This is a genomic window from Pollutimonas subterranea (assembly GCF_002849655.1).
In the GTDB taxonomy this organism is placed as follows: Bacteria; Pseudomonadota; Gammaproteobacteria; order Burkholderiales; family Burkholderiaceae_B; genus Pollutimonas; species Pollutimonas subterranea.
In genome coordinates this window covers 142,829-156,889 of the sequence record NZ_PDNW01000012.1, presented here as the reverse complement: position 1 = coordinate 156,889, position 14,061 = coordinate 142,829, and the positions used below count along the sequence as shown (strand labels likewise).

Below are 14,061 nucleotides of genomic sequence, written 5' to 3'. Positions count from 1 at the left end.
GTAGGGGAAATTGCGTCCGCAGCGCTGAAAATCTCCTCCAACGCCGCCCCCAAGCAGACCGGCGCAGCACTCGGTCAGATCAAGGCGCAAAAATCACTCCCGCAAGCCTCATGGTGAAAAGTCCGGGTTAGGTCATCTTTCGAAGTGCCACCCGTTTCTCCAGGCTTACCGGCCGGGCGTCCACCGCCACCTACGTCGTTATCAGGGACTTTGCTGATTTCCCCAGGTGGCTCGCGTTTCAGAGGGTCGGTGTCCGGTATTGGCTTTGTCATCACTATCTCCTGGGGGATGATGGCGTGGCTGCTGCCATCGCCATGTCTGGAATGCAAAAAACCTCTGGAGAGCGCATGTGTCGCGTCCTGCTGCTTTTCATCTCGGGCGGAATTGGTTGGCCTTGGCCGGGATCGTCCGGATCTGGGGAGTTTGTGCCCGGCAGGTCGGGATTCTCTGGGTTGGGCAAAGGCTGCCCTGGCTTTGGTGGCACGCCGATGTCCGGATTTTGCGGGTGGTCTGGGCGATGATTGGCGAGCGGTTGCATGGAATCCTCCTTTGCGGTGCCTGCCGGCCGCGGGCTGAGGTCACCATTAAATATTACTTAATGGTTATTCAGCAAGGCGCGTACCTACAAGAAGGGGCTTATGAAGAGGCCGCGGCCGCTACATGGCCAGGACGACGTTGGTGGCTTGGGCCGCACGAATGAGCCCACCAACATTGCCGTTTCGGCCAAAAAAACCCCATCCCTTGGCTCCGGTACCCTCCCGCTTAGCAAGATAAATTCTCAGTTTTCTAAAAGATGTCACTATTCGGTATAGGACTACGGATCTTTCACGATCGGCAGTCCGGGCGGGTACTGGTTCCCCGTAGCCCTCTTTATACAGAACAAAGGAGTTGCCATGGCCGCTGCACAACCAAAAGTCAACTGGAAGACAACGATACTGATGCCGGTATTTATACCGTCAGTCATCCTTATTCTGCTGCTGGTGGTGGCAACTGTTAGCAATCCGGAGGGGGCTGGCAATGTGTTTTCCGCCACCTTAGCCTACGTCACGCGCAACTTTGGCTGGTTTTACATGTTGTCGGTTGCGGTCTTTCTGGTATTCATCGTACTGGTCGCGACCACCAAATGGGGCAACATCAAGCTGGGGCCGGATCATTCCGAACCTCAATATAGTTTTGTCTCCTGGTTCGCAATGCTATTTTCGGCTGGCTACGGCATTGCGCTGCTATTTTTTGGTGTGGCCGAACCGGTATTGCACTATGCCATGCCTCCCCAAGGCGCCGGGCAAACGCTTGACGCTGCGAAGCAGGCCATGCAAATTACATTTTTTCACTGGGGCTTTCACATCTGGGCGATTTATGGTCTGGTAGGACTCGTGCTGGCGTATTTTGCGTTTCGCCACGGCCTGCCGCTGTCGATGCGGTCTGCGCTCTATCCTTTGATCGGAAAGCGCATCCACGGGCCCATTGGCCACACCGTCGACATTGTTGCCATCCTGGGTACTATGTTCGGCTTGGCCACCTCGCTGGGGCTGTCGGTTATGCAGATCAACACAGGTCTGAACTATCTGTGGCCATCGATTCCTATTAACAACACCGTCCAAGTTATCGCCATTGCAGCCATCACAGGCTTGGCGCTGTTTTCGGTGGTGGCCGGTCTGGACAAAGGCGTGAAGAACCTGTCCATCTTGAACATGGTGCTGGCGACAGCGTTGATGCTGTTTGTGTTCATCGTGGGGCCAACTCTTTTCATTCTCGAAACGTTTTTGCAGAACACCGGCGCGTACCTGAATAATATTATCGAACGCACGTTCAATCTGCAGGCGTATACGCGCAGCGATTGGATAGGCAACTGGACACTGTTCATTTTCGGATGGACGATCGCATGGTCGCCTTTCGTCGGTCTGTTTATCGCCAAGATCAGCCGTGGTCGCACAATTCGTCAGTTCGTGTTTGGCGTCATGCTGGTTCCCACGATCTTCACCTTCTTCTGGTTCTCGGTGTTCGGCGAAACAGCACTCTACGCGATTATGAACCAGGGCTACACCTCTCTAATTTCTGAAGTACAGAACAACAACGCCATTGCACTGTTCAAGTTGCTGGAACATCTGCCGTTAACTTCGATTGTCTCCTTCCTCACGGTGATATTGATCATCACTTTTTTTGTCACGTCATCTGACTCGGCATCCTTGGTTATTGACTCACTGGCGGCAGGTGGTATTGCTAATACACCAGCAACTCAACGCGCCTTCTGGGCCATTCTGGAGGGTGTCGTAGCTGCTGTGCTGTTACTGGCGGGAGGCCTGCACGCGCTGCAAAGCATGACTATCATCAGTGCGCTACCGTTCTCGATCATTCTGCTTATTTCTGCGGTCGGAATGTGGCGTGCATTGGCAATCGAAACGCACCGTGACAAAAGCCTGGAGCAACAAAAACAGCATCGCCCGACAGGTGGGCCGGTCAATGCCTGGAAAAAGCGTTTGGCTGGAATTGTGGACTACCCCGACCTCAATCACGTAAAGACCTATATCACTGAAGATGTAATGAGCACCATGAAACGCCTGGCACAAGGCCTGGATGAACAGGGCTGGCCCGCCAAGGCAGTGTTGGAAAGCGATTCATGTCGTGCCTACCTCGAAGTCGAAGTGCATAAGCCAGATCAACTAGACTTTTTATATGAAGTGCGCCTGCGCGACTACGAGATGCCCGCCTTCGCATCGCCCAGTTTTGGAAGCTCGAACAATGTAGACGGCATCGGCAGTACAGATGCCGCGACCCACGAGTCAAGCGCGCTTTACTATCGCGCAGAGGTGTTTTTACAGCGTGGCGGACTCGAGTATGACGTCTATGGTTACACACAGCAGGAACTGATCAGCGATATCCTGGATCATTTCGAAAGATATCTCAGCTTTCTACAGATCTCACCCGGTGTGCTGCCATGGAAGATGGCTGAACATGATGAAATGCTGCACGAAAAGCCCGATGACGAGGCGGCTGCTCAAACTTCAAAAAGGTGACGCCGTAGGAGTGGGGGCTCGCACGCAAGGCATGACCTGTTCATTGGACGCCAGCTCCCTGTTCGTGCAGCCCGAACACCTGCACCGAAGTGCGCTGCAGGTCTGTTACTTGCTGAATGCACGGCTTACTATCGCTTTATGTCAGAAAGGGTTAGTGCCGATGTCATCAGGAGGCGCAGGAGAAAACGTTGCGCACCGAGGCTTGTGCTTATGCGCGCATTCTGAGGTACTCGACCGTACAGGAGCACTGTCATGATGCCCAGGTGGCGTTGGTTGCTTTTGCAGTTCAGCCGGAAATTATGGTTGCGAGCGTCTTTTTTTGTTGTTGCGGGGGTTGTGTCGGCCGTCGCCAGTCTTATTCTGGCCCCTTACATTCCCTACGACTTTCCAGGAAAGATAGGCAGTGACGCGGTCGTCGACGTGCTTAAGATCATGGCTTCAAGCATGTTAGCGGTGACGACTTTCTCATTGGGGGTCATGGTTCAGGCATATTCTGCCGCTACCAACAATGTCACCCCGCGTGCAACCAAGCTGATTATGGAGGATCACACCACTCAGAACGTCTTGGGTACCTTCATTGGATCTTTCCTGTTCAGTCTGGTGGGAATCATTGCGTTGAGCACCGGTTACTTTGGTGTGCAGGCCCGGCTGATTTTGTTCGGTGTCACCATATTGGTGGTCGCGCTAATCGTGATCACATTGTTGCGCTGGATAGAATATTTGTCTCGACTTGGAAGGGTGGCAGAGACGTCGCAACGAGTTGAGGAAGCGGTTCTGAACGCTTTGAATGACCGCATTGATGCTCCTTGCCTGGGCGGGCGTCCCTTGCAGGATCCACACTGTTTGCCGCCAGAAGCCTATTTGGTGAAGGCTTCCAGAACCGGATATGTACAGCACCTCGACATAAAGGCTCTGCAGATTTGCGCAGACGAACAGCAAGCCGAAATTTTCGTTATTGCATTGCCGGGAACGTTTATTCATTCAGGCAAATTGATAGCTGCGGTCGTGCCGGGGCCCGATGGACAGCGTGTCTCGTCGGAGAAGATAGAAGAGGCCTATACCGTGGGGAATGAGCGTTCTTTTGATCAGGATCCTCGTTTCGGCCTTTCGGTATTGACTGAGATCGGCTCGCGGGCACTGTCTCCCGCCCTCAATGACTCGGGTACTGCCATAGACATCATAGGCAGATTGACCCGCGTGCTCATGGCGTGGGCGGGACGGGATCGTGGAATCGCGGCAGACCACATACTTTACCAGCGAGTATATGTCCCGCCACTTCGGGACGAAGATCTTCTGGACGATGCATTCCGACCGTTGATACGGGACGGCGTTGCTCTATTGGAAATCCAGTTGCGTCTTCAGAAGGCGTTAGCGGCATTAGCTTCAATAACCAATGGGGAACTTCGCGCGGCAGCATCCCGATTGGCCCTCACCGCGCATGAAGCCGCTTCGAGTGCGATGGTGCTGCCTGAGGACACGGAAAGGCTACGGGTGGAATACCGGGCGGTGTGGCAACCCGCCGAACGGACGCCCAATAAGTCGAGTACTGCTTGACAGGTTGAGTCGGTGGGTCGTTGTCCGTATTCTTTGAGTGTCGATCCCCCTTTAATGGGGAAGAGCCAAAAAAAAACCCAACCGATTAAGGTTGGGTTTTGAATACTGGTGGAGTCGGCGGGAATTGAACCCGCGTCCGCAAGCCCTCTGCAGGCAGTTCTACATGCTTATTCGGTTCATTTTGAGTTTTAACCTTGGATCATGCCAACCGACAGGCCCTTCCTTGGCGATTCACATTAATTTAAGATCAGGCTGAGTGACCCAACAAGATCCGATTCTTTGTAAATGACGCTGCTGTAGGTTTTACCCTACCTAACCCAAAGACAAATTAGTGCAGCGGCTTACCGCACTAGGCGGCTAAAGCGAAACGCTCGTCGTTGGCGTTTGTAGTGTTCCAGTGGATTTACGAGCTTACTGGTGCTCGGCATGCCCTACTCTGTTTCGCGACCCACGTCGAAGCCGGATCGACCCCAGAAGACTAATTGTACAGTTATTTCTAGCCAGTGACCAGCGTGATGACGATGGTAAAATTGCCGATGGCCTGTTTGAGCACTTTTTAGCCACATTGAGCCAAGCCCTGACGCTATTTCAGTGTGTTGTCGGCCGTCAAGCGCGCAAGAATGACACGGCCAGGCAAGTGAGTGACACGTTTATCTATGCGAGCCGCAGGCTTGTTTCTGGAGTTGTAATGAGTCGTAGCCTCATGAGGAAAAATCCGCTAGTGCAGTTCGCCAGCAGCGGCAGACTGGTGACGCAAATCCTGGTGGGATTGGTATTGGGGGTGCTACTGGCATACTTTTTCCCTGCCGCCGCCAAATACGTCGAATTGCTGGGCCAGTTGTTCATCAATGCGTTGAAATCGGTCGCTCCCATTCTGGTGTTTGTATTGGTGGCGGCATCTATCGCCAATCACAAGCGAGGCGAAAAAACCCGTATCGGGTCGATCCTGATCTTGTACATCTTCGGCACTTTCGCAGCGGCCCTGGTGGCGGTGATTGCCAGTTTCCTGTTTCCGTTGACGCTACAGTTAAAAACCGAGGTCGGTGAGCTGAGTCCGCCGGGCAGCATTGCGGATGTGCTCACCACCTTGCTCATGAACATCGTGGACAATCCCATCCGGGCATTGGCCAACGGTAACTATATCGGCATTCTGGCTTGGGCGATCGCATTGGGGATTGCCTTGCGCCATGCGCATGGCGCCACCAAGAACGTTATTGCCGACTTGTCGCTGAGCATATCCTTTATCGTTAAAATCGTTATCCGGATGGCACCTATCGGCATTTTTGGGCTGGTGGCTTCTACGATCGCCAATACCGGCTTTGGCGCGTTGCTGGATTATGCACGGCTGCTGGCGCTGTTGCTGGGATGCATGGTTTTCGTGGCGCTGGTCGTCAACCCCCTGATCGTCTTTGCCAAGCTGCGTCGCAATCCTTATCCTCTTGTGTTCACCTGCCTGCGTGAAAGCGGAATAACGGCGTTTTTCACACGCAGCTCCGCCGCCAACATTCCCGTCAATATGGCCTTGTGCAAGCGCCTGGGCCTGAACGAAGATACGTATTCGGTTTCCATACCGCTGGGCGCCACCATAAATATGGCCGGAGCGGCCGTTACCATTACGGTGCTCACGCTTGCGGCGGTGAACACGCTGGGTATCGTGGTGGATTTGCCAACGGCGCTTTTGCTAAGCGTTGTCGCAGCCGTCTGCGCATGTGGCGCATCGGGCGTGGCTGGCGGCTCATTGTTGCTGATACCGCTGGCATGCAGCCTGTTCGGGATTTCCGACGACCTTGCCATTCAGGTCGTGGGCGTCGGGTTCATAATCGGGGTACTTCAAGACTCGGCCGAGACCGCCTTGAACTCGTCCACCGATGTGCTATTTACTGCGGCAGGTTCGTACTCTTCCAAAGATGAACCTGTCACGGTAACCCAGTCCTGATGACTTCCAGCCAGGGCGGCCGTCGGCAGCCGTTGATGCTATGCCTTGCCTATTGGACAGCCCACTGCTGAATGGCCGGCCAAATGTCATGCGGCGATTCGGCTATGGCGTCGGCCTGCCATGTTTTGAGGGCGGTTTCCTTGCCGCAATATCCGTAGGCCGCCACAATGGTCGCCATGCCTGCCGCCTTTCCGGCGATGATATCGCGCTCGTCATCGCCCACGTAAATGCAGTCGGCCGGTGCGAAGCCGGCTTCCTTGGCGGCGTGAAGCAGCGGCGCCGGGTGTGGTTTGGCGTGAGTGGTGGTGTCGCCGCCCACGGTAACCGCGCATTCGGTAAACAGGCCCAGGTGCACCACTAGTGGTATCGCCAGATATTCCATCTTGTTGGTGACGATCCCCCAGGCGTAGCCTTTATCTTTCAATGTGGCAAGAAGCTCTTTCACCCCGGCGAAGAGGGTAGTGAGGGTGGTCATGTCTTGCTCGTAGTCTTCCAGGAATTGCTGGCGACAGGTCTCGTAGTCCGGGTCGCCAGGGCCGATATCGAGCGCCAGCTTGAGCAAGCCACGCGCGCCGTGCGAAGCATAAGGCCGGAATGTCTCGTAGGGCAGGGGAGGGAGCCCTTTACGCTTACGCTGTTTATTGGCGGCTGCAGCCAGATCCAGAGCGGTATCGGCCAGTGTTCCGTCGAAATCGAACAAGACAAGTTTTTGCATAAGGATCAGTTTTCGCGGCGGCTGGCCATGAGGTAATTGACGGAGGTATCTCGGGATATCTTGTAGAGGTCGGTGATGGGGTTGTACTCGAGGCCGGCCAGGTCGGTAGTAGACAGGCCGGCCTGTCGAACCGCAGCGGCAAGCTCGCTGGGTTTGATGAAGTTTTCGTAGCTATGCGTACCGCGCGGGAGTAGTCTTAACAGGTATTCGGCACCCACGATTGCAAACAGGAAAGACTTCGGATTGCGATTGAGCGTGGAAAAGAAAACCCATCCGCCTGGTTTCACCAAGGTGGCGCAAGCATGAACGATGGATGCCGGGTCGGGCACGTGTTCAAGCATTTCCATGCAGGTGACGATATCGAATTCACCGGCGTGCTCGGCGGCCATTTGTTCAGCGCTGATGGCCTGGTAGGTAACCGGTATGCCTGATTCCAGCCCGTGCAGTCGTGCCACCGTCAGTGATTTCTCCGCCAGATCAATGCCTGTAACCTGGGCTCCCGCCTTGGCCATGCTTTCGGCCAGGATGCCACCTCCACAACCAACATCCAGCACCTTTCTGTCATTCAGTGCGCCGGTATGCTGCTGAATCCAGTCCAGACGTAGCGGGTTTATGGCATGCAGGGGTTTGAATTCGCTTTCGGGATCCCACCAGCGCGATGCCAGTGCACTGAACTTATCGAGTTCGGCCTGGTCTACGTTGGGAGCGTGTGTTGTTGAAGAGCTTGCAGTGGCGTTCATGAGCAATCCGAAGCGTGCATTAAAAAGGTTGGACAGCGGCGGCGCTGGCATGCGGACAGGCGGCCGCAATGAATAAGGGCTCCGCAGTAATGCGGAGCCCTTATTGTAGCGTTTAACGCCAGCAAGTATTACACAGAGGTATTACTTACGGACGCCAACGATTTCGATCTCTACGCGACGGTTCTGTGCGCGGCCTTCACGAGTCTTGTTGTCGGCAACAGGGCTGGATTCGCCTTTGCCTTCAGCATAGATACGGTCGGCAGGAATGCCTTTGGTAACCAGGTAGTTCTTGACCGTGTTGGCACGGCGCTCGGACAAGCCTTGGTTGTACTTCTCGGTACCGATGGAGTCGGTGTGGCCAGTTGCGATCAGTGTTTCCAGATTGATCGTGTCGGCTTGTGCAGCGACTTGATCAAGAATCTGGCGACCTTCCGGTTTCAGTGTGGCTTTGTCGAAATCGAAGAAGGTGTCAGCATTCAACACAACTTTGGTTGAGGTAGGAGCAACCACTGGAGCCTGAGCTTGCGCAACTGGTACGCCGTCGCAACCGGGGATACCGGTAGCTGGGGTCCAGAAATTGTCACGCCAGCACAATTCGTTAGTGCCGTTTTTCCAAACGTCGCCAAACGGATTTTGCCAGTTATCGACAGTTTGCGCAGATACTGCACCAGAAGCCGAAGTGGCTGCAATGGCGAGTGCTAGTGCGATTTTGGAGGGTTTGTTCATGTTTCTCCTCGTTGAGCTTAATGCTGGTAAGTGACCGCAGCGAACCCCCGCCGCATATCAAGAAAACGGAGCCAGTATAGCAACGCTATGGGTTAATAGTATTGCGCTGGGTTTCATGCGTGTTAGGGCGAATCTTACGGCATTTCTGGGCGGTTAGTTAAGCCTGCGCTACGCATAAGGCTCAGATATCGGGATTTCTACGCTATCTCCCCTTTTAATGTTGGTTTTTGCCAACATTGCCTGGGGCGCGGGCACATTGCGACCGCTATATGCTGCAAGCATCAATTTTTGACAAATGAGAGTCTGGCGGACATTGCATTGTCACTAAGGCGTAGCCATAGGCGCAAGTGTTAGAATTTCCCATTCGCCCGTCATCGGTCCAGTTTCACGATTTTTAAGTTTTAGACAATCTATGGATTCCTTTGCCAAGGAGACCCTTCCAATATCGTTGGAAGAGGAAATGCGCCGCAGTTATCTTGATTACGCGATGAGCGTGATTGTGGGGCGAGCCCTTCCGGACGTCCGGGATGGTTTGAAGCCGGTGCACCGGCGCGTGTTGTTCGCCATGCACGAACTTAACAATGACTGGAACCGGGCCTATAAGAAGTCGGCGCGTATCGTCGGTGACGTAATCGGTAAGTATCACCCTCATGGCGACTCCGCCGTCTACGACACTATTGTGCGCATGGCCCAGGACTTCTCGCTGCGCTACATGCTTGTCGACGGCCAGGGTAACTTCGGTTCCATCGACGGCGATAACGCGGCGGCGATGCGCTACACCGAAATCCGCCTGGCCAAGATCGCACACGAACTTCTTGCCGATATCGACCAGGAAACCGTCGATTTCGGCCCTAACTACGATGGCAGCGAACAAGAGCCACTGTTGTTGCCGTCGCGTTTGCCTAATCTATTGGTCAATGGCAGTTCGGGCATTGCCGTGGGCATGGCGACCAATATTCCTCCGCACAATTTGTCCGAGGTAATAGAAGGGTGTCTGTATTGCCTTCGCAATCCGGCCTGCACAATAGACGAGCTCATTGAACTGATACCCGCGCCCGATTTCCCCACGGGCGGCATCATCTACGGCATGTCCGGGGTGCGCGAAGGCTATCGGACCGGCCGCGGCCGCGTCATCATGCGCGCCAAGACACATTTCGAAGACATGGAAAAGGGCAACCGCCAATCCATTGTCATCGATGCCCTTCCTTACCAGGTCAACAAGAAGACCTTGCAGGAGCGCATTGCCGAGCTGGTCAATGAAAAGAAAATCGAAGGCATTTCCGATATTCGCGACGAGTCCGACAAAGACGGCATGCGCCTGGTCATTGAACTCAAGCGTGGCGAGGTGCCGGAAGTCATACTGAATAATCTGTACAAGCACACGCAGCTTCAGGACACCTTTGGCATGAATATGGTGTCGCTGGTCGATGGCCAGCCGCGCCTGCTTAACTTGAAGCAAATGGTGGAGTACTTCCTGTTCCACCGCCGCGAGGTTGTCACACGGCGCACTATTTTCCAGTTGCGCAAGGCACGAGAGCGCGGCCACGTGCTGGAAGGCCTGGCCGTGGCATTGGCCAATATCGATGACTTCATCGCCATCATCAAGGCTGCGCCTACGCCACCGGTGGCACGCCAGGACCTTATGGCGCGTACTTGGGATTCCTCGTTGGTGCGAGAAATGTTGTCGCGCGCGGACCAAGGCGACACCCCGGGCGGCCAGGCAGCGTATCGGCCTGAAACGCTGCCCGACGGGTTCGGTCTGCAGGCCGACGGTTTCTATCGTCTCAGCGATGTGCAGGCCCAGGAAATCCTGAACATGCGGCTGCAGCGCTTGACCGGCCTTGAGCAGGACAAGATCGTAGCCGAGTACAAAGACATCATGGCGACGATCGCCGATCTGCTCGATATCCTGGCCCGTCCCGAGCGCGTTACCACCATCATCAGTGATGAACTGATTGCCATCAGGCTCGAGTTCTCGACCAACACCAAGGATTCCCGTCGCTCCGAGATCGAGCACAACGCGACCGAGCTCGACACCGAAGACCTGATCACCCCGATGGACATGGTGGTCACCTTGTCGCAGTCGGGATACATCAAGAGTCAGCCCTTGTCCGAATACCGTTCGCAAAAACGCGGCGGCCGGGGCAAGCAGGCAACCACCATGAAAGAGAACGACTGGATAGACCAGCTGTTCATTGCCAATACGCATGACTATCTGCTTTGCTTCTCCGACCGCGGACGTCTCTATTGGCTCAAAGTCTGGGAAGTTCCGCAAGGCTCGCGGGGTTCCCGCGGCCGTCCCATCGTCAATATGTTCCCCTTGGTCGACGGCGAGAAAATCACGGTGGTCCTGGCTGTCAAGGAATTCAGCGATGATCACTACGTGTTCATGGCAACGTCGCGCGGTACGGTCAAGAAGACACCTCTGTCCGATTTCTCCAATCCTCGCAAGGCAGGCATTATTGCTGTCGCCCTGGACGATGGCGACTATCTGATCGGCGCAGACCTTACCGATGGCAAGCACGACGTCATGCTCTTTTCGGATTCGGGCAAGGCCGTGCGTTTCGACGAAAACGATGTGCGGCCAATGGGACGCACCGCACGCGGCGTGCGGGGCATGATGCTGGAAGAAAGCCAGTCGGTCATTGCCATGCTGGTGGCGGGTGATGAAACGCAAAGCGTGCTCACGGCTACCGAGAACGGCTTCGGCAAACGGACGTCCATTACGGAATACACCCGTCATGGCCGCGGCACCAAGGGCATGATCGCCATCCAGACTTCCGCCCGCAATGGCAAGGTGGTCGGGGCCGTGCTGGTTGAACCATCCGACGAAATCATGCTGATTACTACTGGTGGCGTGCTGGTCCGTACCCGTGTCTCCGAAATTCGTGAAATGGGCCGTGCCACGCAAGGCGTGACCCTTATCAGCGTCGACGACAACACCGTATTGCAAGGTGTGCGACGTGTTGTTGAAAGCGACGCCGATACGGACGACGAATCGGCGGATCTCGATGATGCTGATGTGGTCAACGGTACGCCAGGCGGCGAGCCGGCTGCCACCGGCGATGCGGCGGCTGACGATGTCGGCGCTGATGCCGATGAATCAGGCGATTCCGATTCGAATGATGACAACGAGACCAAGGACGACAATTGATGCGCCCGTGGAATTTTTCGGCAGGCCCGTCGGCCTTGCCGCTGGAAGTGCTGCAGCAAGCGGCTGCGGAAATGACCGATTGGCATGGCAGCGGCATGTCGGTCATGGAAATGAGCCATCGGGGCAAGCAGTTTACCCAGATACGCGACGAAGCCGAGGCCGACCTGCGCGAGCTGCTGGCCATACCCGAAGACTACGAAGTCTTGTTCATGCAGGGTGGGGCAACCGCCGAGAATGCGATTGTGCCTTTGAACCTGATAGGCCGGGGCAAAACGGGCAAGGCCGACTATCTGCTTTCAGGCATTTGGTCCAACAAGTCCCACAAGGAAGCGCAGCGCTATGGCGATATTGCCGTAGCGGCTTCCAGCGGTAGCGAAACAGCGCTGGATGGCGCGACGCAAGCGCCATGGACCTGGTTTCCGGGCATCGATACATGGAAAGTCCGACCCGACGCGTCCTACCTGCATTTGTGCAGCAACGAAACCATAGGCGGTGTCGAGTTTTCCGACTGGCCTGACATGGCCTCGGTGGGCGCGCCCGATGTCCCATTGGTGGTCGATGCCTCTTCGCACTTTCTGTCCCGCTCCATCGACTTTTCCAGGGCGGCCATTGTGTATGCGGGCGCCCAGAAGAATGCGGGACCGGCAGGCGTGACCATGGTCATCGTTCGCAAAGACCTCCTGGGGCATGCCTTGCCTGTTTGTCCTTCCGCCTTTGACTACAGTAATGTCGCGGCCGCGGATTCCATGTTCAATACGCCGCCGACCTATGCCATATACGTGGCCGGGCTCGTATTCAAGTGGCTGAAGAAGCAAGGCGGTGTGGCGGCCATGGAGTCAGTCAACGTCGCCAAGGCACAGGCGCTGTACTCGTATCTGGATACCGCGGACTTTTATCTGAGCACCGTGCACGCCGCATCTCGTTCACGCATGAACGTCCCGTTTTTCCTGCGCGACGAGTCTTTGAACAGCGAATTCCTGGCCCAGGCGGATGCCGCGGGGCTGATGCAGCTCAAGGGGCACAAGAGTGTCGGGGGCATGCGTGCTTCCATTTATAACGCGGTTCCCATGGAAGGCGTTCAAGCCCTCATTTCATTCATGCAGAATTTTGCCCAACGACATGGATAATTCCTTACAAGCCCGTTTGTTGCCTTTGCGCCAGCAGATCGATTCGCTGGATGAGCAAATCCTGGATCTGCTGAACCAGCGTGCCAGGGCGGCGCAGGAAGTCGGCAAGATCAAGGAAGATTTTGATCTTGAAGGACCGGTACTCAAGCCTGAGCGCGAGGCGATGGTTATCCGCCGTCTGCAGGCACTGAACAAGGGGCCGTTCACCGAGCAGGCCATCGATGCGGTCTGGACCCAGGTTATTTCCACCTGTCGCGGGCTCGAAAGCGTACTTACGGTCGCGTATCTGGGGCCGCAAGGTTCGTTTTCCGAGCAGGCAGCGCTTGAGCACTTCGGCCACGCGGTGACCCGCTTGCGATGCGATTCCTTCGATGAGGTCTTTCGTGCTGTCGAGGCGGGCCAGGCAGACGTAGGCATGGTGCCGGTCGAGAACTCCACCGAAGGCGCCGTCAACCGCACGCTCGATCTTTTGTTGAATTCGCCCTTGAAAGTGCTGGGCGAGCGTTCCATAAAAATCCATCACAATCTGATGTCGCGATCGGGTTCGCTCGAAGGCGTCACGCGCGTCATGGCGCATCCCCAGGCGTTGGCGCAGTGCCAGGCATGGTTGACGCAACACTATCCCAAGCTCGCGCGCGACGCCGCCTCCAGTAATGGCGAAGCGGCTCGCATCGCGTCGCAGGACGCGACGGTGGCGGCCATTGCCGGCGCCGGCGCCGCGCAGGCGTGGGACCTGCAGATAGTGGCTTCGGGCATACAGGACGATCCGCAGAACCGGACCCGTTTCCTCGCCGTCGGCGCTATCGAGACGCTGCCCAGCGATAAGGACAAAACCAGCATTATCCTGGCGGTCCCGAATCGTGCGGGCGCGGTGTACGACATGCTTGCGCCGCTGGCGGCCAACAAAGTCTCCATGACGCGCCTTGAGTCCAGGCCGGCGCGCACTGGCCAATGGGAATACTACTTTTACGTTGACTTGCAAGGCCATCGCAATGAGCCGGCAGTGGCCCAGGCTTTGTCCGACCTGAAGAAGCAGGTCGCCTTTTTCAAAGTTCTGGGTTCATATCCCAGCCAGTAAAGGCCTTCGCATGATTA

9 protein-coding genes and 1 other RNA gene are annotated in these 14,061 nt (G+C 55.8%); 6 read left to right on the top strand and 4 right to left on the bottom strand.

Features of this window, described 5'->3' with window-relative positions:
• The first annotated feature begins 893 nt into the window (after positions 1–893).
• Positions 894–3,014, top strand: coding sequence for a BCCT family transporter (locus CR159_RS14645; RefSeq protein ID WP_102074698.1), 2,121 nt, complete (start codon positions 894–896; stop codon positions 3,012–3,014).
• Positions 3,015–3,266: 252 nt separating this feature from the next.
• A complete protein-coding gene (locus CR159_RS14640; RefSeq protein WP_102074697.1) occupies positions 3,267–4,568 on the top strand; it encodes a DUF2254 domain-containing protein in 1,302 nt (433 codons plus the stop codon).
• A gap of 106 nt (positions 4,569–4,674) precedes the next feature.
• Here the strand turns inward: CR159_RS14640 and ssrA are convergent.
• Positions 4,675–5,040: a transfer-messenger RNA gene (gene ssrA, locus CR159_RS14635) on the bottom strand.
• 216 nt (positions 5,041–5,256) lie between these two features.
• Between ssrA and sstT the strand changes: the two genes are divergently transcribed.
• The gene (sstT, locus tag CR159_RS14630) at positions 5,257–6,504 is read left to right on the top strand and encodes a serine/threonine transporter SstT (protein ID WP_233208330.1); all 1,248 of its coding nucleotides are present in this window, start codon (positions 5,257–5,259) and stop codon (positions 6,502–6,504) included.
• Between the two features lie 49 nt (positions 6,505–6,553).
• Here sstT and CR159_RS14625 read toward each other — a convergent pair whose 3' ends face one another.
• The 3 genes from CR159_RS14625 to ompA form a co-directional block, all read right to left on the bottom strand.
• On the bottom strand, positions 6,554–7,219 hold the full coding sequence (locus CR159_RS14625) for an HAD family hydrolase (protein ID WP_102074695.1): 666 nt from the start codon (positions 7,217–7,219) through the stop codon (positions 6,554–6,556).
• Between the two features lie 5 nt (positions 7,220–7,224).
• Positions 7,225–7,959: a bifunctional 2-polyprenyl-6-hydroxyphenol methylase/3-demethylubiquinol 3-O-methyltransferase UbiG gene (gene ubiG / locus CR159_RS14620; protein WP_102074714.1), complete on the bottom strand. Its 735-nt coding sequence runs from the start codon at positions 7,957–7,959 to the stop codon at positions 7,225–7,227.
• Positions 7,960–8,100: 141 nt separating this feature from the next.
• Positions 8,101–8,685 (bottom strand): outer membrane protein OmpA, encoded by a 585-nt coding sequence (gene ompA, locus CR159_RS14615; protein ID WP_102074694.1) that lies wholly within the window; start codon positions 8,683–8,685, stop codon positions 8,101–8,103.
• 412 nt (positions 8,686–9,097) lie between these two features.
• Here ompA and gyrA point away from each other — a divergent pair, with 412 nt between their 5' ends.
• From gyrA to pheA, 3 genes are read left to right on the top strand one after another with little or no spacing between them, the layout of a single operon-like run.
• A complete protein-coding gene (gyrA, locus tag CR159_RS14610) occupies positions 9,098–11,839 on the top strand; it encodes a DNA gyrase subunit A (RefSeq protein WP_102074693.1) in 2,742 nt (913 codons plus the stop codon).
• On the top strand, positions 11,839–12,966 hold the full coding sequence (gene serC, locus CR159_RS14605) for a 3-phosphoserine/phosphohydroxythreonine transaminase (RefSeq protein ID WP_102074692.1): 1,128 nt from the start codon (positions 11,839–11,841) through the stop codon (positions 12,964–12,966). Before gyrA ends, serC begins: the two co-directional genes overlap by 1 nt.
• Positions 12,959–14,044: a prephenate dehydratase gene (gene pheA, locus CR159_RS14600; protein WP_102074691.1), complete on the top strand. Its 1,086-nt coding sequence runs from the start codon at positions 12,959–12,961 to the stop codon at positions 14,042–14,044. The genes serC and pheA overlap by 8 nt, the downstream gene beginning before the upstream one ends.
• Positions 14,045–14,061: the final 17 nt, after the last annotated feature.

What these genes read in the sequence shown, in the direction of transcription:
- ompA (WP_102074694.1), bottom strand. Translation starts at nt 8,685, where the DNA reads ATGAACAAACCCTCCAAAATCGCACTAGCACTCGCCATTGCAGCCACT.
- serC (WP_102074692.1), top strand. Translation starts at nt 11,839, where the DNA reads ATGCGCCCGTGGAATTTTTCGGCAGGCCCGTCGGCCTTGCCGCTGGAA.
- gyrA (WP_102074693.1), top strand. Translation starts at nt 9,098, where the DNA reads ATGGATTCCTTTGCCAAGGAGACCCTTCCAATATCGTTGGAAGAGGAA.
- sstT (WP_233208330.1), top strand. Translation starts at nt 5,257, where the DNA reads ATGAGTCGTAGCCTCATGAGGAAAAATCCGCTAGTGCAGTTCGCCAGC.
- CR159_RS14625 (WP_102074695.1), bottom strand. Translation starts at nt 7,219, where the DNA reads ATGCAAAAACTTGTCTTGTTCGATTTCGACGGAACACTGGCCGATACC.
- CR159_RS14640 (WP_102074697.1), top strand. Translation starts at nt 3,267, where the DNA reads ATGATGCCCAGGTGGCGTTGGTTGCTTTTGCAGTTCAGCCGGAAATTA.
- pheA (WP_102074691.1), top strand. Translation starts at nt 12,959, where the DNA reads ATGGATAATTCCTTACAAGCCCGTTTGTTGCCTTTGCGCCAGCAGATC.
- ubiG (WP_102074714.1), bottom strand. Translation starts at nt 7,959, where the DNA reads ATGAACGCCACTGCAAGCTCTTCAACAACACACGCTCCCAACGTAGAC.
- CR159_RS14645 (WP_102074698.1), top strand. Translation starts at nt 894, where the DNA reads ATGGCCGCTGCACAACCAAAAGTCAACTGGAAGACAACGATACTGATG.